Source organism: Neorhizobium sp. LjRoot104 (assembly GCF_964253725.1).
GTDB lineage: Bacteria > Pseudomonadota > Alphaproteobacteria > Rhizobiales > Rhizobiaceae > Neorhizobium.
The window spans coordinates 2268438-2286386 of record NZ_CAXURS020000001.1 but is presented as its reverse complement, the minus strand read 5'-3'; the positions used below and the strand labels follow the sequence as shown (position 1 = coordinate 2286386).

The 17949-nt window shown below is 61.0% G+C and carries 36 protein-coding genes and 1 tRNA gene; 12 read left to right on the top strand and 25 right to left on the bottom strand.

The window, feature by feature from the left end:
• The first annotated feature begins 83 nt into the window (after window positions 1-83).
• Complete coding sequence (locus ACSQ8R_RS11595) at window positions 84-440, top strand: hypothetical protein (RefSeq protein WP_436253492.1); 357 nt, start codon at window positions 84-86, stop codon at window positions 438-440.
• A gap of 99 nt (window positions 441-539) precedes the next feature.
• Here the strand turns inward: ACSQ8R_RS11595 and ACSQ8R_RS11590 are convergent, their stop codons facing one another.
• Window positions 540-1289 (bottom strand): SIMPL domain-containing protein, encoded by a 750-nt coding sequence (locus ACSQ8R_RS11590; RefSeq protein ID WP_436253491.1) that lies wholly within the window; start codon window positions 1287-1289, stop codon window positions 540-542.
• 239 nt (window positions 1290-1528) lie between these two features.
• On the opposite strand from ACSQ8R_RS11590, the gene ACSQ8R_RS11585 reads away from it, so the two are divergent.
• A tRNA-Ile gene (locus ACSQ8R_RS11585) sits at window positions 1529-1604 on the top strand.
• A 59-nt stretch (window positions 1605-1663) separates the two neighbouring features.
• Here ACSQ8R_RS11585 and ACSQ8R_RS11580 read toward each other — a convergent pair.
• The 24 genes from ACSQ8R_RS11580 to ACSQ8R_RS11465 all read right to left on the bottom strand — a co-directional run bounded on the left by ACSQ8R_RS11580 (window position 1664) and on the right by ACSQ8R_RS11465 (window position 13361).
• Window positions 1664-2752, bottom strand: a complete 1089-nt coding sequence (locus ACSQ8R_RS11580) for a tyrosine-type recombinase/integrase (RefSeq protein ID WP_436253490.1) — start codon at window positions 2750-2752, stop codon at window positions 1664-1666.
• Window positions 2753-2761: 9 nt separating this feature from the next.
• Complete coding sequence (locus ACSQ8R_RS11575) at window positions 2762-3013, bottom strand: helix-turn-helix transcriptional regulator (RefSeq protein ID WP_037076169.1); 252 nt, start codon at window positions 3011-3013, stop codon at window positions 2762-2764.
• Window positions 3013-3546, bottom strand: a complete 534-nt coding sequence (locus ACSQ8R_RS11570) for a hypothetical protein (RefSeq protein WP_436253489.1) — start codon at window positions 3544-3546, stop codon at window positions 3013-3015. Before ACSQ8R_RS11570 ends, ACSQ8R_RS11575 begins: the two co-directional genes overlap by 1 nt.
• Entirely contained in the window at window positions 3543-3923 is a 381-nt protein-coding gene (locus ACSQ8R_RS11565; RefSeq protein WP_436253488.1) for an HNH endonuclease, read from the bottom strand. The genes ACSQ8R_RS11570 and ACSQ8R_RS11565 overlap by 4 nt, the downstream gene beginning before the upstream one ends.
• Before the next feature lie 3 nt (window positions 3924-3926).
• Window positions 3927-4133 carry a hypothetical protein gene (locus ACSQ8R_RS11560; RefSeq protein ID WP_436253487.1) on the bottom strand — a complete coding sequence of 69 codons (207 nt, stop codon included), beginning with the start codon at window positions 4131-4133 and terminating at the stop codon, window positions 3927-3929.
• Entirely contained in the window at window positions 4130-4339 is a 210-nt protein-coding gene (locus tag ACSQ8R_RS11555; RefSeq protein ID WP_436253486.1) for a hypothetical protein, read from the bottom strand. Before ACSQ8R_RS11555 ends, ACSQ8R_RS11560 begins: the two co-directional genes overlap by 4 nt.
• Complete coding sequence (locus tag ACSQ8R_RS11550; RefSeq protein ID WP_436253485.1) at window positions 4339-5196, bottom strand: hypothetical protein; 858 nt, start codon at window positions 5194-5196, stop codon at window positions 4339-4341. The genes ACSQ8R_RS11555 and ACSQ8R_RS11550 overlap by 1 nt, the downstream gene beginning before the upstream one ends.
• Window positions 5189-5965, bottom strand: a complete 777-nt coding sequence (locus tag ACSQ8R_RS11545; protein WP_436253484.1) for a recombination protein NinB — start codon at window positions 5963-5965, stop codon at window positions 5189-5191. The genes ACSQ8R_RS11550 and ACSQ8R_RS11545 overlap by 8 nt, the downstream gene beginning before the upstream one ends.
• 3 nt (window positions 5966-5968) lie before the next feature.
• A complete protein-coding gene (locus tag ACSQ8R_RS11540; protein WP_436253483.1) occupies window positions 5969-6937 on the bottom strand; it encodes a recombinase RecT in 969 nt (322 codons plus the stop codon).
• Window positions 6937-7215, bottom strand: a complete 279-nt coding sequence (locus ACSQ8R_RS11535) for a hypothetical protein (protein ID WP_436253482.1) — start codon at window positions 7213-7215, stop codon at window positions 6937-6939. Before ACSQ8R_RS11535 ends, ACSQ8R_RS11540 begins: the two co-directional genes overlap by 1 nt.
• Before the next feature lie 9 nt (window positions 7216-7224).
• On the bottom strand, window positions 7225-7530 hold the full coding sequence (locus tag ACSQ8R_RS11530) for a hypothetical protein (RefSeq protein ID WP_436253481.1): 306 nt from the start codon (window positions 7528-7530) through the stop codon (window positions 7225-7227).
• The gene (locus ACSQ8R_RS11525) at window positions 7530-8561 is read right to left on the bottom strand and encodes a hypothetical protein (protein ID WP_436253480.1); all 1032 of its coding nucleotides are present in this window, start codon (window positions 8559-8561) and stop codon (window positions 7530-7532) included. Before ACSQ8R_RS11525 ends, ACSQ8R_RS11530 begins: the two co-directional genes overlap by 1 nt.
• Window positions 8562-8563: 2 nt before the next feature.
• Window positions 8564-8740, bottom strand: a complete 177-nt coding sequence (locus ACSQ8R_RS11520) for a hypothetical protein (protein ID WP_436253479.1) — start codon at window positions 8738-8740, stop codon at window positions 8564-8566.
• The gene (locus ACSQ8R_RS11515) at window positions 8730-9116 is read right to left on the bottom strand and encodes a hypothetical protein (protein ID WP_436253478.1); all 387 of its coding nucleotides are present in this window, start codon (window positions 9114-9116) and stop codon (window positions 8730-8732) included. Before ACSQ8R_RS11515 ends, ACSQ8R_RS11520 begins: the two co-directional genes overlap by 11 nt.
• A complete protein-coding gene (locus ACSQ8R_RS11510) occupies window positions 9117-9521 on the bottom strand; it encodes a hypothetical protein (RefSeq protein WP_436253477.1) in 405 nt (134 codons plus the stop codon).
• Window positions 9518-10099 carry a MazG-like family protein gene (locus ACSQ8R_RS11505; protein WP_436253476.1) on the bottom strand — a complete coding sequence of 194 codons (582 nt, stop codon included), beginning with the start codon at window positions 10097-10099 and terminating at the stop codon, window positions 9518-9520. Before ACSQ8R_RS11505 ends, ACSQ8R_RS11510 begins: the two co-directional genes overlap by 4 nt.
• Window positions 10092-10433, bottom strand: coding sequence for a hypothetical protein (locus ACSQ8R_RS11500; protein WP_436253475.1), 342 nt, complete (start codon window positions 10431-10433; stop codon window positions 10092-10094). The genes ACSQ8R_RS11505 and ACSQ8R_RS11500 overlap by 8 nt, the downstream gene beginning before the upstream one ends.
• A gap of 3 nt (window positions 10434-10436) precedes the next feature.
• On the bottom strand, window positions 10437-10652 hold the full coding sequence (locus tag ACSQ8R_RS11495) for a hypothetical protein (RefSeq protein ID WP_436253474.1): 216 nt from the start codon (window positions 10650-10652) through the stop codon (window positions 10437-10439).
• Window positions 10649-10918, bottom strand: coding sequence for a hypothetical protein (locus ACSQ8R_RS11490; RefSeq protein WP_436253473.1), 270 nt, complete (start codon window positions 10916-10918; stop codon window positions 10649-10651). Before ACSQ8R_RS11490 ends, ACSQ8R_RS11495 begins: the two co-directional genes overlap by 4 nt.
• Window positions 10915-11172 (bottom strand): hypothetical protein, encoded by a 258-nt coding sequence (locus ACSQ8R_RS11485; RefSeq protein WP_436253472.1) that lies wholly within the window; start codon window positions 11170-11172, stop codon window positions 10915-10917. The genes ACSQ8R_RS11490 and ACSQ8R_RS11485 overlap by 4 nt, the downstream gene beginning before the upstream one ends.
• 8 nt (window positions 11173-11180) lie before the next feature.
• Window positions 11181-11516: a hypothetical protein gene (locus ACSQ8R_RS11480; protein ID WP_436253471.1), complete on the bottom strand. Its 336-nt coding sequence runs from the start codon at window positions 11514-11516 to the stop codon at window positions 11181-11183.
• Window positions 11513-11800 carry a hypothetical protein gene (locus ACSQ8R_RS11475; protein WP_436253470.1) on the bottom strand — a complete coding sequence of 96 codons (288 nt, stop codon included), beginning with the start codon at window positions 11798-11800 and terminating at the stop codon, window positions 11513-11515. Before ACSQ8R_RS11475 ends, ACSQ8R_RS11480 begins: the two co-directional genes overlap by 4 nt.
• Before the next feature lie 665 nt (window positions 11801-12465).
• A complete protein-coding gene (locus ACSQ8R_RS11470; protein ID WP_436253469.1) occupies window positions 12466-12699 on the bottom strand; it encodes a hypothetical protein in 234 nt (77 codons plus the stop codon).
• A complete protein-coding gene (locus ACSQ8R_RS11465; RefSeq protein WP_436253468.1) occupies window positions 12696-13361 on the bottom strand; it encodes a S24 family peptidase in 666 nt (221 codons plus the stop codon). The genes ACSQ8R_RS11470 and ACSQ8R_RS11465 overlap by 4 nt, the downstream gene beginning before the upstream one ends.
• A gap of 71 nt (window positions 13362-13432) precedes the next feature.
• Between ACSQ8R_RS11465 and ACSQ8R_RS11460 the strand changes: the two genes are divergently transcribed.
• The 10 genes from ACSQ8R_RS11460 to ACSQ8R_RS11415 all read left to right on the top strand — a co-directional run bounded on the left by ACSQ8R_RS11460 (window position 13433) and on the right by ACSQ8R_RS11415 (window position 17942).
• Window positions 13433-13687, top strand: a complete 255-nt coding sequence (locus tag ACSQ8R_RS11460) for a carph-isopro domain-containing protein (RefSeq protein ID WP_436253467.1) — start codon at window positions 13433-13435, stop codon at window positions 13685-13687.
• Window positions 13684-14016 carry a hypothetical protein gene (locus ACSQ8R_RS11455; protein WP_436253466.1) on the top strand — a complete coding sequence of 111 codons (333 nt, stop codon included), beginning with the start codon at window positions 13684-13686 and terminating at the stop codon, window positions 14014-14016. Before ACSQ8R_RS11460 ends, ACSQ8R_RS11455 begins: the two co-directional genes overlap by 4 nt.
• Window positions 14013-14849: a ParB N-terminal domain-containing protein gene (locus ACSQ8R_RS11450; RefSeq protein ID WP_436253465.1), complete on the top strand. Its 837-nt coding sequence runs from the start codon at window positions 14013-14015 to the stop codon at window positions 14847-14849. Before ACSQ8R_RS11455 ends, ACSQ8R_RS11450 begins: the two co-directional genes overlap by 4 nt.
• On the top strand, window positions 14839-15204 hold the full coding sequence (locus ACSQ8R_RS11445; RefSeq protein ID WP_436253464.1) for a winged helix-turn-helix domain-containing protein: 366 nt from the start codon (window positions 14839-14841) through the stop codon (window positions 15202-15204). The genes ACSQ8R_RS11450 and ACSQ8R_RS11445 overlap by 11 nt, the downstream gene beginning before the upstream one ends.
• Window positions 15201-15527, top strand: coding sequence for a hypothetical protein (locus ACSQ8R_RS11440; RefSeq protein ID WP_436253463.1), 327 nt, complete (start codon window positions 15201-15203; stop codon window positions 15525-15527). Before ACSQ8R_RS11445 ends, ACSQ8R_RS11440 begins: the two co-directional genes overlap by 4 nt.
• A gap of 103 nt (window positions 15528-15630) precedes the next feature.
• Window positions 15631-15801: a hypothetical protein gene (locus ACSQ8R_RS11435; protein ID WP_436253462.1), complete on the top strand. Its 171-nt coding sequence runs from the start codon at window positions 15631-15633 to the stop codon at window positions 15799-15801.
• Between the two features lie 107 nt (window positions 15802-15908).
• Complete coding sequence (locus ACSQ8R_RS11430) at window positions 15909-16328, top strand: hypothetical protein (protein WP_436253461.1); 420 nt, start codon at window positions 15909-15911, stop codon at window positions 16326-16328.
• Entirely contained in the window at window positions 16328-16888 is a 561-nt protein-coding gene (locus ACSQ8R_RS11425; RefSeq protein WP_436253460.1) for a hypothetical protein, read from the top strand. The genes ACSQ8R_RS11430 and ACSQ8R_RS11425 overlap by 1 nt, the downstream gene beginning before the upstream one ends.
• 77 nt (window positions 16889-16965) lie before the next feature.
• A complete protein-coding gene (locus tag ACSQ8R_RS11420) occupies window positions 16966-17328 on the top strand; it encodes a helix-turn-helix domain-containing protein (RefSeq protein ID WP_436253459.1) in 363 nt (120 codons plus the stop codon).
• Window positions 17325-17942, top strand: a complete 618-nt coding sequence (locus ACSQ8R_RS11415; RefSeq protein ID WP_436253458.1) for a hypothetical protein — start codon at window positions 17325-17327, stop codon at window positions 17940-17942. The genes ACSQ8R_RS11420 and ACSQ8R_RS11415 overlap by 4 nt, the downstream gene beginning before the upstream one ends.
• The last annotated feature ends 7 nt before the right edge of the window (window positions 17943-17949 follow it).

The following is a 17949-nucleotide window of genomic DNA, read 5'->3' as shown; positions in this document are numbered from 1 at the left end:
AGGGTCGCGCCAATCGCTCGGAAAGGCGAGAGGAACAACCCTTGGGGCCGCAGGACCTGGCCCGGATTTCGGAGAAATATCCTATGACCAGCATGATCGTTAAAGCCGGTGCGGCCGCCCTCATCGCACTTGCCGGCCTTTCCGCGACCGCCCCGACGGCTGCTGCCGCCGGCCCGGAATTCGCCATCCAGGTACAGTATCGCGACCGTGATGGCGATTGGCGTCCGGATCGCGGCGGTGACCGCGACTGGCGTCCGGATCGCGGCCCGCGCGGTTGCTCGCCCTGGCTGGCTGAAGAAAAGGCAAGCCGGATGGGCCTGCGCCGCGCCCGCGTCGTGGATGCCGGCCGCCGCGTCGTGATCGTTGCCGGCTTCGGCCGCCGCGGCCCCGACCGCATCCTGTTCGCCAACGAGCGCGGCTGCCCGGTCATTCGCCGCTAGGCTTCATCTCAAAGAACCCTTCCGTCTCCATCGCCCGTTGACGGAGGACAAGCGCCCCTGCCAGGTCTCACCGACCTGGCGGGGGTGTTTGTTTTTACGTTACTGCTCAAGAGCAAACGTGACGTTGACGGTCACCGTATAGGTGTTTTCGCCGCCGGCGACGGGAACCGCTTCGGCGGCCATGTCCTTGGCCATCGCCATGCGCATCATCTGCTGCGGCACGGGGCGCATCGAGTTCTCGCTGATTTCCAGGATCCGGCCGAGCTTGACGCCTGCCGCTTCCGTCAGCGTCCTTGCCTTGGCGAGCGCCTCGGCGACCGCCTTCTTGCGCGCCTCGGTCATCACCTCGTCGGGCTTGTCGTTGGTGAAGGCGATCTGGCCGCCCTGGTTGACGCCGAGCTTCACCGAACGATCGATGAGGCCGCCGAGTTTCTGGAGATCGCGGACCTTGAGGGTGAGCGTGTTGGAGACCTCATAACCGATCACCTGCGGCGGCTCGACGACGCCTTCCTTCGGTTCGGGCTGGCGGTATTGCGGATAGATCGAAAAATTGCTGGTCTGAATATCGCGGTCGGCGATGCCGTCGCTCCTTATCGCCGAAAGCACGTCCTTCATGGCGGCGCTGCTGGCTGAAAGCGCCGCTTCCGCCGTCTTGCCGTTGCGAACCACCGAGAGCGTCAGGATGGCCATATCGGGCGCCACGGAGGCCTGGCCCTCGCCGAGCACATTGATGACCGGCTCGCGGGGACGGATATCCTGGGCCAGAACCTGGCCCGAGGAAGAGACGGCGACCGCACCAGCAAATGCGGCTGCAAGGACGATACGTGACGACGAAAGCGCAACGCGCATGGATGTTCTCCGATCTGCCGGAGCGGAGGGAATGCTTTTCCCGGACCCGCCCGTAATGTTCCATCTGCCGCGCGAACGCGCCGAAACGGGAATCGGCTCGGCCTGTTCGCGCCAGACGAGCCTACCTGCCGGTTGATTGTGAAGCTATTGCGGCAACGGCTTGTAGCATCTCGTGAATTGCGTTAGAGCGGACCTCCAGGTGAAGGCGGACCATTGCGCCCCACTTCTGCCGGATCGGCGGGCCTGTAGCTCAATGGTTAGAGCCGGCGGCTCATAACCGCTTGGTTGGGGGTTCGAGTCCCTCCGGGCCCACCAGTTTTTCTTTGTTTTCAATCAGTTACTTAGGTGGTTATCCAAGGTGGTTAGACACCCGGTTAGCCCTTCGGTTTTTTCGTCTGATATCGCTTCGTGACTTTTGTCATAGCGTCACGCGCGAGCCGCTCTTGCTCGGCGGCTCTGCTGTAAAGTTCGGCATGCTCAATATCGTCATGCCCAAGTGTTTCCATAAGCTGGCGCGTGGTCGCTCCAGTTTCGGCGAGCATTTTCCCCAGACTTTTTCTAAGCCCGTGCATCGTGCATCCCTTGGGCAGATCGGCGCTATGGGTCCAGTCGGCCATTCTGCCCGTAAGCGATTTTTCCGAGAACGATTGGCCGTATTGGGTCAGAAGGACCGTTTCCGTGTCACGCGCGAGCGGAGCCAACGCCTCCCGAAGCATGGGAGTTATCGGGAGCACCAGCGTCTTGTCGCCCTTCTTCGTCACCAGTGTGACGGTGCCTTTGCGGAAATCGAACCATTCCCACCTCAGGCGCGCGACGTCCGATCGGCGGTTCCCAAGCCACAGCGCGAGCGCATATGCGGTGCGCGGGGTGGACCCGATTGGCCACCGTGCCTCGAACATCTCCCGCTCCGAATCAGTCCAGGCTCTCCAGCCTTTGTACTCGGGCCGATAGCTGAGCTTCCAGGTGGGGTCGGTTTCGATCCATTCCTCATCCAAGGCAACAAGGATCATCTTCCGGATCGTCACCAGGAGATGCTTCGCCTTGTGAGGCGTGGCGCTGAAATGGGAGAGGATATCTTTGACGTGGCGGCGCTTGAGATCCTTGACGGGAACATCGCCCCATAGCTCGGGATAGCCTTCAACAATCGGGAGTTCGAGGAATTCCTCGGCAAGCCGGACATTTTTCGCCTTGGTGGCAGGGTCGTGGGCGATCCAATCGGGACTGCGCTTCACCTTCGTCCACGCTGCGCGAAATGTCCCCGGCGCGGCAGCCCCCGGCATCTTCACGACTTCCGCGGTTCTCGGCTTCCTTCCCTCGATCGCAGCCTGATACGCCTCTTCGAACTCGGTATCGCCTGGTTCACCTTTGAGGGATATCGTCACTTTCCCACGGCGGTACCGCCAGCGGGTTTTCCCGTGACGGTCCTGAAAGTGTGACAGGTAGGGGCGTTTTTCTTCTTCCATCAGGCATTGTTAGGCATGAAGCCCGCGCCGTGACAAGATCTCGTCGATCATGTTTCCGCCGTCCGACGGCAGATCCGAGAAAGCGGCATCAAGCGCTATGCGGTCCCAGACAACCCGGCCGTCGATCTTGCGCGGCTTCGGCATCCGCTTGTCAGCAACCATCTCGTCGAACTTCGTGGTGCCGACGCCGACATATCTGGCGGCTTCCTCGCGTGACATGCCTCGAGGTGGATATGCGAGTGCGTCAGACAGCTTCGCCATCAATCCCCGCTTTCCCCGTTATCCACAGGCTGGCTGTCCACAGGGGCGTCTCTCGTCTCCCTGCTGTTGGGGGTGGAGGGGGTATCGGCATTCGGTTGGGGCGGGTGCTCATAGAGTGGCGCAAGCTTATGACCGTCCGCCTGCCATCTCTCGGCTTGAGCCTTTATATCGGTGGTCCACCTTAACCCACCGGGGACCTTGGGTATGGTCGCCCATGCCACGGGCTCAACATGTGCAGCCGTGTCTGGATCGTAGACCCGATAGCCGATGACCTGGCGCGTCTCCATGTCCACAAGGATTGCGGCCGGCGACGGTATATCGCGAACGATGTATGGCCCATCCCGGTTGATGAATTCGACAAAGCCGCCTTCATCGTGCCGGTACTGGATTGGCGGTGTCTCCCCGCTCTGTGCTTGGGAGGCGATTGCGGCGTTGATCGCCTCGACGAAAGCTGGACCTGGGCCGAGCTTACCGCCGTGGCGCGAATGCCATGCAGCCCAAGCCGCCGCGATCATTTCTGGTGTGACGGTCATCGGATGATCTCCCCGGTACGCGTGTCGACGACGTCACCGTTCATCTTTTTCTTGAAGGGGCCTTTGGCCAGTGCCGACTTCGGCTTGATGACGCCACTGTGCTTATCTCGCTGCCGGTCGGACTTCCTGATCTGACGGATGTCGCCGCGCGTCTTGAATTTGTTGCAGGTGACGCAGATCGCCCGGCAGTTCTCTAGGCTGTTGTCGCCTCCCAATTGATCCGGGACATCATGGTCAAAGATCACTCCGACGGTGAGGCTGCAGTTGCAGCGCTGGCCTTCATTGAGACCGTACCGCGGGCCGGATGCCTCGCATTTCTGCTCGGATCGTTTCAGGGCGTCGCGCCGGGTCTCGCGGGTGAATTCGGTACGGCTCATCGCTCACTCCATCATCTGACGTTTGCAGGGGCCGTCGCACCAGAACCGGAGATGGTTCTTGCGCCCAGCGAGGCGCGCGTGGAGCATGCCGTCGCACTTTGGGCACTTCACGCGGGCGGAGGTGACGCCCTTCTCGATCATCCGGGCCTTCATCTTCATGCCGTCCGTGATGGTGGACAGGATCGAGGCTTTGTCGAAGGACCCGCTCATCTCGCCCTCCGCTTTTCCTGCCGCTGCCAAGCGATCTCCTTGGCCGCGTAGTCCTCCGCCTTCTGCGTCAGCACCATGAGGGGCTTTGTGGAGTATGCGGCATATCCGTGCTGGATGAGGTAGAATTCGGCGTCCGCGTCGAATGTGGCGATCGGTCGGCCGGTAGCGGCGGCGCGCATGATGAGGGTGTGGGCGCGGGCCAGCATCAGTAGTCCCTCATGTTCGACATGGCCAACTGGATGTCCGCCGCCAGCTGCTGGTCTGCGGCCTCCGCAAACAGCCGGGAGTAGTTCCAAGTGGTGTCCCGAAAAATGCGGCCGTCGATGTCATCATTGAAGCACGACAGGATATCGGTCTGGATGGCCGCATCTTCCGGCGTGGTAACGGTGAAGCGGCCCAATGCGTCCGAGACGCGATAGTAGCCCTCCGACCAGTCGCCGCGCGTCTGGCTCATGGCAACTGCCAGATCGAGGCGCTGGTCCTTCTGGCGAAGTGCGTCGAGGACGTCATCCCATTCGACGGTTTCGGCGAGCCCGTAGCGAAGGATGATCTCAGCAAGCTTCAGATCGTTTCGCCGCCGCTCCAAGGCCGCGGCAGCTTCCCGGTCCTGCTCTGCCTTTCGCTTTGCATCCTCCTGCTCAGCTTCTTCGGCATACTTGTCATAGACGGCCTTGAGGCGGTCGTAGGTCTGGGTCGCGTGTTCAAAGCTGTCACTGGTCCGCACGTTCCGCTGAAGGTCGCCCAGGTACCCGGCATCCTTGCGAATGCTCTTCGGGAACCGGGACCGGCTTTTCAGATCCGGCTCGCTGTAGGTGTCGGGGATGCCGGCTTCCTTCATGACGGCGACAACGCGCTCCCGGATGGCCTTGTTGGCCTCCAGCTTCGGAAGATTGCGTTCGTGGGCCTCTACGTCCTTCTTCCGCGCCGCCTCAAGCTGCGAGAGCGCGTAAGCGGCGATCTGCTTCGTGGTCTGCTTTTGCCAACTGCTCAGGCTGCCGGAATAGCTCTGCGGGTTCGACATGCACTTTCCGACATGGCCGCAGATTTCGATTTCGTCAGCCATCGCTCAATTCCTTCTCTTCCATGCCGGCAATGCCAGCGACGAACTTGCGAAGCGTCTCCCGGTCGATCTCCTGCGTCACGCGCGCCTTGCACTGGCGGTAGATCGAACCGGCTTTGTCTTTCGTTGCCTGCGGCGTGTCGGTGGGGCATAGATCGGCCACTGCGAGCCGCTGGTTGTTGAGGAGCTGCAGATCGGAGTCGGTGTCGCCGGTGACGTGCGCAGCGGCCCAGAGCATGCGGGCGGCCGTTTTCAGCCACTCCGAATCGGAAAGGGTGGAGGAGGTGAGCGGCGGATCGCCCACCTCCTCGGCTGGCGACATGGGGGCGGGGTCACCAGCTTCCGGCGGGGACGGGGAATTCTCGCCGGAATCGGGTTGATCGGGTTCTTTCGGATCCTTGAACACGACGCCATGCTCGGCGCCGAATGCATAGATGAGCTCGATCAGGTTGCTCATCTCCTCGATCGTCAGCGTGGACGTGTGCATGCCGAGCGGGACATAGGTGCCGCGGTCGATGCCCGGCACGACGCGAGCGTGTCGCAGCGAAGCCGTGAACATGTCCTTCCAGTCGTCCGGATCGAGGAATTGGCCATGCCATTCAACCTGCTTCGCGACCTCGCCTAGCATGGCGTGGAGCTTCGCGTTCTGCTCGGTTGAGCGGCTTTTCTTCCGGAAGGTGACGACGGTACCGGGTTCCACGTTGCGCGCCCATGTCGCGATGCGCTGGCGGTCATCGGGTCCATTGATAACGACGGTCTGACGCGTGCTCATGGACTACTCCGCACTCGCGGCAGAAATCTGGGCCAGACGTCGGTCCTTGATCTTCTGTGCGATATCGAGATTGACGTCTTCACCGTCGAACGTGGCGCCAGGATCGAACCCGGTCCAGACTTCCTCGATCGTCGCCTCATCCATCGCGCCGGCGAGCGCTGTTTCCAGTTCTTCGAAATACCCGGCAGCGTCGAATTCGCCTTCTTCCGGCACCTGCTCCGTCGGCTCGTTCTCGATCACCTCTGCTGGCGGTTCAGGCGGGGCGGGTGGCTTCGGCGGCACGGGAGGCTGTCGCGGGGTTATGTCCCGCATCTCCTCCGCGTCGGCGATCTCGCGCGCCTCGTATTCGTCCCGGATGCCGCCGAGCACGTCGCCGAACAATTCGCGAAGGCAGTAACCAGCGGCTCGCCAAGCAAGCATGCGCTGCGGGAAGCGGAACCATGGGCTGTCGTTCGGCTGGTCGTTCTTCCAGATCTTCTGGCCGTTCTCCCAGACCTGTTTTCTGATCAGGGCGTCCGACTGCCACAGGCCGGCGCGCACGGCGTCCGCCTGGCTGAACTCGACACGCTTGTCCTCGCTGGTGTCATTGCGTTTAGCTTCGCACCAGCCGACCATCTCGCCGTCGCGCATCTCGCAGCCGGTACGAAGGTAGGCCACCTTGCCAGACTGGCGCACCACATTGATCAGGCCATCGCCATACAGCGCAGGGCGCCCATTGATCACGGTGAAACTGCGCAGCGCGACCATCGGCTTAAGTCCGAGTTCAGCGCCGGACATGATTGCGACCGCAACGGCGCTGGCTGCCTCGTCGCCGGTCTTCTTGCCGACCAGCGCCGCTGGCGCCAGCCCGGCCGACACTACGGCCCGCGAGATGCGGAACGTCTCTTCGAAGGTCTGCGGCACGATAGCCATGACGTTGCCGCCGCCAGCGAGCGCGGGTGGACGGAATTCTTGTGTGACGGGCGCGTTCATCAGAAATCCCACTCCGATTTTGCTGCGACAGGCGCGGGCTCCGCCGGAGCCGGATCAGCACGGCGCAGGATCAGCTTCGAAGCCATTTCGGATTCGGTCTTGATCTCGACGACCTCGACTTCCGTCTCGCCGCGCTTGGTCTCGACCACGACCTTGTCGCCGGGAGCGAGCTCCAGCCCGTGCGGTATCAGGTAGTCATAGGTCTTCTGGTCGTCGCCCTTTTGCCACTTGAACTTGATGGCGGCGACGGCGAGGGCGGGGGTAAGCAAATCGGTCATGGTCGTCTCCTATCGATCGACGTCGTCGAAAATTGATCGGTTGCCATTGGCATCAAGCATGGTCCCGTCCCACGAGAACATCGGTCGGCCGTTGGGGTGAGAAAGCCCGCGATGCTCCGCCGGGCGCTGATCTACCGGCTTGCCATCGAGGAACGTCAGATCGGACGGAGTGCAGGCCTGAGAGGTGCTGCCGGAGAATCGGACGAAGACGTTCACGCTGTTCGCGCTGGTGACCTCGCCTTGTTCGGGTTCGGCGCCGGGATGACCGGCGCGATACACGACCTGGCGCCCGGCTATGTCGGAACGGTTGACCATCAGCGTACCGCCGCGCGTTCGGTTGTCGTGACACCAGGAATATTGGTCCGGCCGGCATCGAGCGCGCGTTGAGCGAGCTTGCGAAGCAGGTCCTGGCATTCCCCATGGTTGGACATGTAGACAGCGAGGGCCGGCCAGTCGGTGACCTGATCGACGACGACCTTGACGCTCACGGACGCTGCTTTGCCGTAAGTGGCGCGGATCTGGCCCACTGGTTCGGCAGGAGGAGCTACCGGCTGCGTCTCGACCTTCGGGGCGTCGATCACCTCGACCTCGCCTTGCTGCTCACGAGCGGCCTGTTCTGCGGCGAGACGGGCCTGTTCGGCCTTCCGCTCATCCTCGCGCCGGCGGCGCAGCTTTTCCGTCTCCCATGCGTCGAGCGAGGCCTTGACGGAGTTGGCGCCTTCCTTGGCCGACTTGACCAGTGGCATCCAATGCTTGTCGATCGCCTTGCCGGCTTCGAGGTGCGGACGCTTGAGTTCGTCGCGCTTCTTATCGGCGTCGCCGGAAAGCTCGTTCAGGCGATTGCGAAGGGACTGCGCCTTCGAAGCCGTGGCGTCATCGGCGATCGTCTTGTAGGCATCAAGCCCCTTGAGCGCCGCCTCGATCTGGTCCTTGAGCTTCTCGGTCTCATCAACCTCGCCCGAATTGTCGCCAATCGTCGGCTCCGGAGGCTTCACTTGGGCCGCGACGGTCGCGTCATCATCCGGCCAGCCCTTGCCGTCGACAGCGGCTTGATAGGCCTCGTAGGTCACAGGGTGGCGGCAGCAGCTTGTCCAGATGGACTCGGCCTTGGCTTCTCGGCCGGCGCGGTACGCGAGCCAGTTGCCTTCCTCGTCCTTCCAGATCGCGACCGGCTCGAACGGCTTGTCCTTGCCGTACCGGACGCGGAAATACCCCTGCTGCGGGTCACTGTCGTGGACGGGCAGATCCTTGCTGCCGATCTTGGACGGGTCGGCCAACGCCGCGCGCCACCAGGCCCAAACATCTACGATCTTGAGCGCAAGCGCGCCGATGGACTGCTCAGTCATGGCTAAACCTTTCTGGAGATTTCCCGCTGCTCCATCTGGCGCAGCTCTTGAACGGTGAGGATTGTGACGGCGCTGAACGCGAACGCCGCGACGAGAGCAAGCTGGATGCGGATGCACGGGCGGAACGCGAGGACATGATCCGCTGAGGCTTTCGAGGTGTGGCCGAGGTCAGTTTTCACCGGACGCCTCCTTCTCAAGCCCTCTGGCGATGGCGCCGATTTCGACGGCGGCTTTCGCGGCGATCGCCGGAAGGATGGCCCGCAGGCTTTCGAGCCGCGCCGATATCTCGCGAAGCTTTTCGTCTCGCTCGGCGATGCCTCGGGTCTGGAAGCGCGATACCATTTCGGCACGGATCGCCTTTGCGACCTCTACGTCTTCCGGTTTCGCTTCCCGCGCATAACTGCCGTCGCGGGCCGATATGCTGATGGCTTCCACACGACGAGCCCAGGTTCCTGGGATCTGCCGGACCTTCGTCAAAGCGCCATAGTCGCCGTCGTCGGTAAGCGAGGTGATCGCCGAAACGATATTGGCCAGTTCGTTGAGAGCGTCCCGCATTTACGCGCCCTCCCGCTCAGAGGCGTTGAGGGCTTCCCGCGCGATTGCCTCGTAACCTGGCCGGCCGTTATCGTAGAAATTCCGGTCGTAGCCGAGGATATCGGACAGTGCAGACCGAAGCTTCGAGATGACCGCATCCCTGTCGGAGATCAGTGCCTTGTGGGCTTCGAAGGAATTGACTGCGGTCGAGATTGGGCCGTCTGCCTCGGCAGGGGATAAGACGCCAACCGGGTCTCCGCAGTTCTCCCACTTGAAATAATCGCCACTCCATACTTGCCTCTGCCAGCGGCCGGGCTTTCCCATCTGGCGCGCGCCGTCCGGCTTGTACTTGGCCCAGCGGTAAGCAATTCGTTCGATGGATTCGAGGACGAAGGTTGAGCCGTCTTTCGGGTAGGTCTCGGTCACTCGCGTTCCTCCCCGCTCTGGCGGTTGTCGGAGGGGGTGGCTTTGACATGGTAGCCGTGGCCGTTGGCGACGTTCCATTTACGAGCTCGGTTGATAGTCATCTTCCGATCGATCTGCGCTGCCATGTCGGCATCGAACCGATGAACGAGGCGGTAGAGGACGATCACAACGTCCGCGACCTCTTCGATAGCTTCGCGGTCGTTATCGTCGACTGCGAGCTTCATGATCAGTTCGGCCATCTCCTGGTTAGCTCTGGCGGCTACGGAAATGTTGCTGCCGGCTTCACCGAAGGTTTCGGAGATCCATTCGTTGATGGTGGTTTGCGTCTCGACCGCCCCCACACAAACCTCCCCAGCATCAAGACGGGAGAGGGCGGCGCGGAGACGCGCGAGTTCGTTTTGCGCCCACTGAGGCAAGGAACGCTCGGCAAGAACTTCCATCTGCGCCATGTCTTCGTCCGTCGGGTTGACGAGCGAGAAGCCGGCGCCAATTTCAAGATCAGCCTCAGCCTTCGCGCGCCGTTCGAACCACTCCTTGGTGATGCTAAGATTGCCGCGCGTCTTCATCTCCTCAGACATCTACGCCTCCCTGATTGTCGGATACGGGGGTAGTGGTGGCCTTGGGTGCACCGAGCAGCGGAAAATCCATCTCGCCGTTTACAAACCTGCAGTACTGAGGCTGGCGATAGAGGCGAGGGCCGTAGTGCGACAGCCCCTCGGTCAGGAGATAATTGATCTCGCTACCGTTCTGGGTGTTTACCGCATTCCACTGCCACTTCTTGCGGCCCTCAAAGCCTTCTGCCTCAATGGGCTCCGACGTGATGCGAGCCTCAAGGTTCATGCCTCCTTCGCACTCGTAGATGATGTCTCCCACTTGGAGGCTCATGATTTCTTCGTCTCGAATGGAGCTCATCTCTCAAGCCTCCTGTCTTGCGTCTGGCAGAGAAGCGGTGGTCCATTTTGCTTCGTAAGCTGCGATGAATTCAGCATCGAACGATGAGCGCCAACCGCAGCCGCACTGAAACTGCCTGCCGATATAGTGGGTGCGAGGCATATGGAGCCGGCATTCGACATTGCCGCAATAAGGCGTGTATCCCTTGCGGTTCATGAGATTTTCCCGAACGATGCTCATTCTGAGGCTCCATTGCTTGGCACGAGGGAAGCTCCATAGCCGGGAGGGCAGACCGCCGGTTTGTGCCAAGCCTTGTCGAAATCGGCCATGGCCTCGGCGGGCGTCGATCCGGTTCCGACCACGCCAGTCGGCAGATCTCCATAGATCGCCAGCCATGCGTTGCCGTCTTGGATCAACGTCGGCCGCATCAGGACGTGCGGCAGGCATCGCATGATTTCGGTGTTGAACTGCGAGTTCAAAACGCTTTGTTCGGATGCGTAGCTCATTCTGCAGCTCCATGGTTGTGCACGAGAGAAGCGCCCTTAACCGGAGCGATGCGATCGGACGACACTGGCAGATACGACGGGAACCGACGCTTCATGAGCAAGTCGAACCGGCCGTCGAAGGCCTTGTCCTGGCGGTGGCGACGGAGCTTGAAAACGATCTCCGTCATCTTGCCGGCGACGAATTCGTGCCGGGTGCGGTCCATGAGCCGTGTGTAGGCGGAGACCGCGATGTCGATATCGGATGCTGAGCGCATGGTGGTCCTCACTCGGCTGCGATGGAGAAATGGGATGGAGCCGGGAATGGGAAGCGGTCGAACACGCCCTTCCATTCCAGAGCCTTGCGCTGCTCGGCCGTGTAGCCGACGAGCTGATCGCGGTAGGGTGTCGGTGCAAGTTCGTCGAACAGCGGCCCGGTGCAGCCGAGGGATAGCCCAGCCTCGCGAAGCTCATGGCAGCGGCGGATACGATCCGAGTACCGGCGAGCCCAGCCGCTTGCGTCCTTGCCGGCCAGATGCAGACGGCGGACCTTGAATATCGCCTCGTCCAGATCGGAGAGGTTGATGCGCAGCGCGCCGGAGACGAGCGGGGAGGTGTTCATTGGGCACCTGCCGACTGGTTCGAACGAAGGCGGTCGTAGACCGTGCGGGCCATCGCGCTGGCGATCACATCGCCTTTACCTTCACGGGTGCGATGAGTGCGGCCCGTGTGGTCGTTGTAGCCGGGGACGAAATGGTCACTGGAGCGGTCAAAGAGGGCGGTGAACAGCCTGGCGTCGTCTTCCAAAATGGCTGCGGCGCTTTCCTCGACCGACTTGCCGGCGATGAAATGCGGGAGCATCCGCTTCACGAAGACCAGTTCTGCGTCTGTCAGTTCCTGTGTCATGCTCGGATCCCCATCCAAAACTTCGCGGGCACTCGGTACTGAGCCCGCTGGCGCCTCCGGTTTCTTCGTCCCCTGGGGGAGATCATTCCGTCGGCTGATGAGGGGAACATCGCAGACAACACGGATCGTGTCAACATGTTTCGTGTTGCGGCCATGAAAATAAAACATGCGCCATGTTGCGCAACATCGAATCAGGGCGTAGAAAAAGAAAAGCCCGCCGCGAGGTTCGAACTCGGGCGGGCTGTTGGAGACGGTTTGACCCTGGGAAGTTTTCCCGTCGCCAAATAACGATGCAGTTATACCATTACGTGCGCTTCGTTAAAAGCAAAAACCTCCCAACGGGTTCCCGAACCTTCAAAAATCGGAGCTTACGCGAAGGGATGCCGCGATTTTTCGGGCCAAACTTCGTAGGGAAGGCATGAGACAGGACACGCGGCCTTCTAGACGGGCCTACCGCTCCGCAAGGGTGGGATAAACGACGCAAGTGGTGAGGTTACGGCTTTCGGGCCGGGATCAGCCGGGAGTGCAGGCCCCTCAAAGATACCCCCGGGAGCTTCCGGGTCTCTAGCCTGGTCGATAAAGCGCAGTTGGTCTGACAGCTCTGGTTACGAATAAGACGAGAAGGCGAGGTCTAACCTCACCCCCCGTCTATGATGATGCTTTACCTACTCTTTAGGCCGAAGGTGCATCTCGATCAGTTCGCGAGCTGCAATGAACGCCGGGTTCTCTTCATCGCCTTGGCCATACTCCAACGCCATCAACGCTGATTCGTAGATCTCCCGAACTTCCGCATCGCGCAGGACGCCCTTCCTGATCAGGTGTGAAACGAGCTCAGCCAGAATGGCGGAGGTGGAAAGGGCTACAGCGCCGGCCGAAAGGACTTCGGTTTTAAGGCTCATGCGTTTCCAGCCATTGCGATGTAATGGACTGAGTGCACTTGATTGGAAGGGAAGCGCAGTTCCTTTTCAGGGTTGAACTGCGACAGAACGAGTTCGGCGGCATTGTGCCGGATGAATTTCTTCACATAGGCCAGCAGGGGCCCATTCTCCTCAACCCTGATCTGGGCAATGACATAGTCGCCCTTCTTCACCCGGCGAAGAGGATCGACGAAGCAGACTTCACCATCCTCGTAGCGCGGCGACATCGAATCGCCCGAGACCTGAACCGCGTAAGCTCCCGAAACATCCGAAAGGATCGGCGGGGCCATCGTTTCATACAGGACGCTACCATTCATCTCGAACTCGCCATCTACGCCACCAACCGCGCGGCCGTAGACTTTAATCAACCTGCCGCGTCCGACTAATTTAGCGCCGACGATCGCATTCGGCGAATCATTTTGGTTGGCTGCAGGTGGAGCCATGTTCTCCTCGCCCATAAGCCAGAGCGGATCGACGTCGAATTTCCTTGCGTAGAGCTTTGCCTCGTCCAGGTTGAAGTCGTTCTGCCCGTTCTCATGGGCACGGTAAGTCGATGCAGCGAGCCCCAAAGAGGCCGCGGCTTCGGAAGCAAACTTGAACTTTGTTTCGCGCGCCTGGCGCAATCGAGCGTGTTTTTCAGACATGCGGGCAACATAATTGCTGTCGCAACACGATGCATGTTGACAACACGACATGATGCATGTCATGAAGGGGCATGAGCACCGAACCCAACATGGCACCCATCAACGAGATGTCCGACGTGTTCGTCATCTTCAAGAACACTGAACTGGCCGAAGCGCTGAACGTCGGCCCGTCCACCGTATCCGAAATGAAGCGCCGCAAGAATATCCCGCCGGAGTACTGGCCAGATCTTATCCCGGCTGCTCGGGCCAAGGGTCGTTCGGACCTGACCTTCGAGCGCATGTCGGAATTGGCGGCGCTGCGGGCCAAGCGCGGAGTTTCCGCATGAGAAAGCTTCCGCCAGATGAAAAGGTTTTTGATCTCCGTTCTGGCGGCATGACCGTGAAGGAGATCGCCGAGCGGTACGATGTGGTCGTGGACATGGTCTACAACGCGCTCCGCCGCCACAAGGGCAAGCCGACGCACGGCGACCAGTTCAAGACCGTCAACGCCGACAGCCGCTTCACGCGGACCAGCGCGCAAGCGGTCGAGCACCGGGATACCGGCGAGAATGTCGGGTCCACGCGCCCGGTCAGCGTCGGCAGAATTCAACGCACCAGCCTTCGGGAATGTGGCGACCTGCTGCGCGAGTGGGGTGTGGAGAGGGGGATGGCATGAGCAAAACGTTGTTCCCCATTGTCCAGCTCGGCGCGGAAGTGAAGATCGGGAAGATCGGCGGTCACATCGGCCGGTTCGAGATTATCCCGATTTCGAAGCTCCTTGTGGACTCGACCTATCAGCGCGCGATCTCCCAAGGGTCTGTCAAAAACATCCGCAGGATCTGCGAGGGGTTCGATTGGGCGAAATTCCTGCCCGTCATCGTGACCCAGGACGGCGAATCGTTCTCGATCGTCGATGGCCAGCATCGCACGACGGCAGCAGCCACGATCGGCATTGAAGCGGTGCCTTGCTACGTTCTCTCCTGCACCGCGTCCGAGGCTGCGGCTGCGTTCGCTGCGATCAACGGCAACGTCACTCCGGTTCAGCCGATCGACCTGTGGTTCGCCGAGCTGGCGGCCAAGAAGCCGTCGGCCGTCTCCCTCCAGCGTGTCCTTGACGCGTCGGGTGTAAAGGTCACCAGAAAGAAGGAAGGGTTTCTGGCGGGTGAAACCCGGTCGATCACCGTCCTGCAACGCGCTCTTGATTTCTATGGAAGCGCCATTCTGACCACGATCCTCCAGTGCATCGTGGAGACGTCTGACGGCAACCCCGGCATGCTCTTCGGCGCCATGATCAATGGGGTAGGGCGTGCGATCCGGACGAAGCCGGAAGTCTTGGCCGACCCGGCAAAGCTCTTTGACGTCTTCGACGAAATCAATCTGTCGGAACTTCTCTACAGCGCGAAAATCGAAAGCGCTCGGTCTGGCAACCCGGTCCAGTTCATCATCACCCGCCAGATCAACGCAGCGATCAAGAACGGATCGCCACGGGAGGTTGCTCATGCAGCTTGAGTGTGCGTGCCCGGTCTGCGGGCAAGAAATTTCCGATCTTCCGGTCACCATTCTCCCAGAGCGCGGGATGGTTGTCGCCAACGGCAAGTTTGCCGTGTTGACCGGCAGCGAGAGCTTGCTGTTGCAGCGCCTGGCTGAGGTCTTCCCTCGCGTCCTGACGAAGGAAGCCGCGCTGGAGTGGATGTACCAGTTTGCGGCGGAAGGTGAAGAGCCTGAGATCAAGATCATCGACGTGTACATCTGCAAGGCTCGCAAGAAGCTGGAGCCGATCGGCGTCCGCATCGATACCGTCTGGGGGAAAGGGTACGCCCTCGCCCTTGATCGCAAACCCGTGATCGTGAGGGAAGCGGCATGACCTGGAATTTCGATATCGCCAGTGCGCCGCGCGGCAGGGGAGTCACCACCACCGTCACCGTGGACGGCAAGGACCGCACGAAGCGCGAACACCACGTCGATCCGGTCTGGCTGGCGACGGCGTCTGGCAAGGTCCATCGCTCGTATTGGGTACCGCAGACACGGAGCATGCGCGGACACTGGTCTGGCTTTAACCCCGATAGCGTTGAGCCTATCGCCTGGCAGCATTTCGTCGTCCCGGAGCATCCCGGCAACTCGGTGATCGTTCATCGGCATACCGAGATCAACCTTCCGATCATCGAAGACGCTGGAGGTGGCTTGTGACCCCGATCCTCGCACCAAATTCCATAGACGCGGCGGCACAGCGGGCCATCGAGCATCGCACCGGCCACGACCGCAAGCAGGTATCCAGACCTCGGAGGGCAGCATGAGCAGCGGTCTCATCATCGGACTTACAGCCTGGGCACTCATTTCCATTCCCCTCGGTGTCTTGCTCGGCAAGATGATCAAGGACGTCTCCCGCGACGACGACGCCCATAGCGGGCAGGTCGCTTTCATTTCCAAAAAGCAGAGCAAGGCGCGCACGCCGGCAAGCTAGTCGCGCCGCTCTCTCAACATCGGATCTCGGTTTCGGCCGGGGTTCACTTTCACTCCCTTCAAGCCCGTGCGGCCATGGATGCAACTTAGCAAACATGGCGGACTCGAATGGAAAACCTCAGCCCTCAACAGACAATTAGAAAAACCGAAAACAAGGCGAATTCGATGAGTAGCGTAGACGTTTTCAGCCCAGATATTGCCGCGCGGTATGCGCGAAAAATGATTGAACGAGAGACCCGTGGCAACGGGGACCAGATGAACGCGCTCGAACGGGTAGGGCGCCGCTGCGGCATGACCGCCCGCACATTGCGCCGCCTGGTCAACGGCGAGACGAGGGACCCGGGCATTGCCGTCTTCGGCAGGATCCGCGCCGCCTATCTCGACTATTGCGCCCGCCAGATAGCCGAGCTGCAGGCTGAAATCGCAGCAGAAAAAGCAAGGTTCGGTGATGAGCATTTGGGCAATCTGGAAGCTGAAACGGAGCTTCTCGCAAGCAAAATCCGCTCGGCAAGAAAAGGAAGACCGTGATGACAGCAGGCAGCAACACGAAGCTATCGGACGCGGAACGGCAGAAGCTATTCGCCTACCACTTCCGTCGGGAACTGGCGGCGGAAACCAAGCGGCGGGAAGCAGCTGCCGAGAAGACGGCAAACCGTAAGGTCGCCAAGGCTGCCGACCCGACCTTCTCCGGTCAGAAGTTTGACCACTACCTCAAGGCCCACTTCGGCGAAGACGACCAGAAGCCAGTTGATCGCCTGAAGTCGGACCGCGAAAACCTCGAATGGCTCGGTCTCATCCCGTCGACCAGCGGCGGCGATCTGCTGGCCCAGGTCGATCGGGTCGACAAAGAACAACTGATCCAGGCCAAAGGCTACAAAGCCGGCCTGCTGAACCTTGATCGTCGGTCCGGCTACGACGCCGGCAGCGCTGACGACAAGCTGTGGCTGGCCTCATATGACGCCGGCAAGACCGAATACGAGACCGAGATCCCCGACATCATGGCGCGCATCGAGGCGGCGGCGTCGAAGGAGGAACCACCTTCTGATGGTGATGACCCATTCGCCAGCGCCGACGACCCCGCCCACTGAGTTCCTCCAGGCGGCCATCCTCCTCCCGGCCGCCCAACTAGACGCGCGAATGCGTCACTCTCTCTCCCGGTGAAGCAATGAACGTTCAAACGAAAATCCAGAGCTTTACGTGCCCCTGTTGCCGAGGGTTCATCGGCGAAGCCGCTCCGATCGAAATGGTCGTGGACAGCCTTGGCCACCCGATGTTCGTCACGCTCCTGAATGAGCTTTCGAAGAAGGTAGGTCGCAATGTCCGCCGCCAGGTCCTGCTTGATGCTTGCTATGCCGATGATGAGGACGGCGGCCCTGACGATGCTCCTCGCGCCTTCCGAGCCAACCTTTCGAAGCTGCGCAAGGCCATCAAGGATTTCGGGTGGACGGTTGAGTGCGTCGGCGGCCGCGGGCGAGGGAACTACGGCGGCGCGTTCTACCGCCTCATCCCGACGGAGGCGCGCCAATGAAAATCCTATCCTTCGACACGAGCAAGTCAGCCGGCTGGGCCTTCTTCGACACCAGCAAGCACATCTCGTCCATCAAGTGCGACGTGCTGGAATTCCCCGCCAAGGCATCTATCGAATACTGCGCCGATCAGATGGGGCTCAAGGTCGCCAAGCTGATCAAGGAGTTCCGGCCCGACTTCGTCATCATGGAAACCGCGCTCAAGATGAGCCCCGGCGGCACGATGGCGACGGTGGTCTCGTGCATGCTGCACGGTGCGGTGCTTTCCACGGTGGCGAACTTCGGCATCCCGTGGGGCACTATCTCATCCGCAACCTGGCGCTCGATGTTCTACGGCAAGGGCTTCAAGCCGCCGCAGAAGATTACGAAGCTTGCCAAGCCCGATAAAAAAGGCAGGTGGGAGAAGGTCGAGAACCTCTGGAAAGAGGCGATCGTCACCCAATGCGAGCGCGAGGGCATCATTCTCCCGACCAAGAAGACCGTGGCCCACAACGCAGGCGAGGCGGCGGCCATAGCGGTCTGCTGGCGCGGTGCTGAGATACATGCCGGGCGATACCGACCCGCGTTCCAAGGCTTTCTACAGCAGCGCAATGAGCGCCAAGGAGCGGCGGCATGAACGCTTA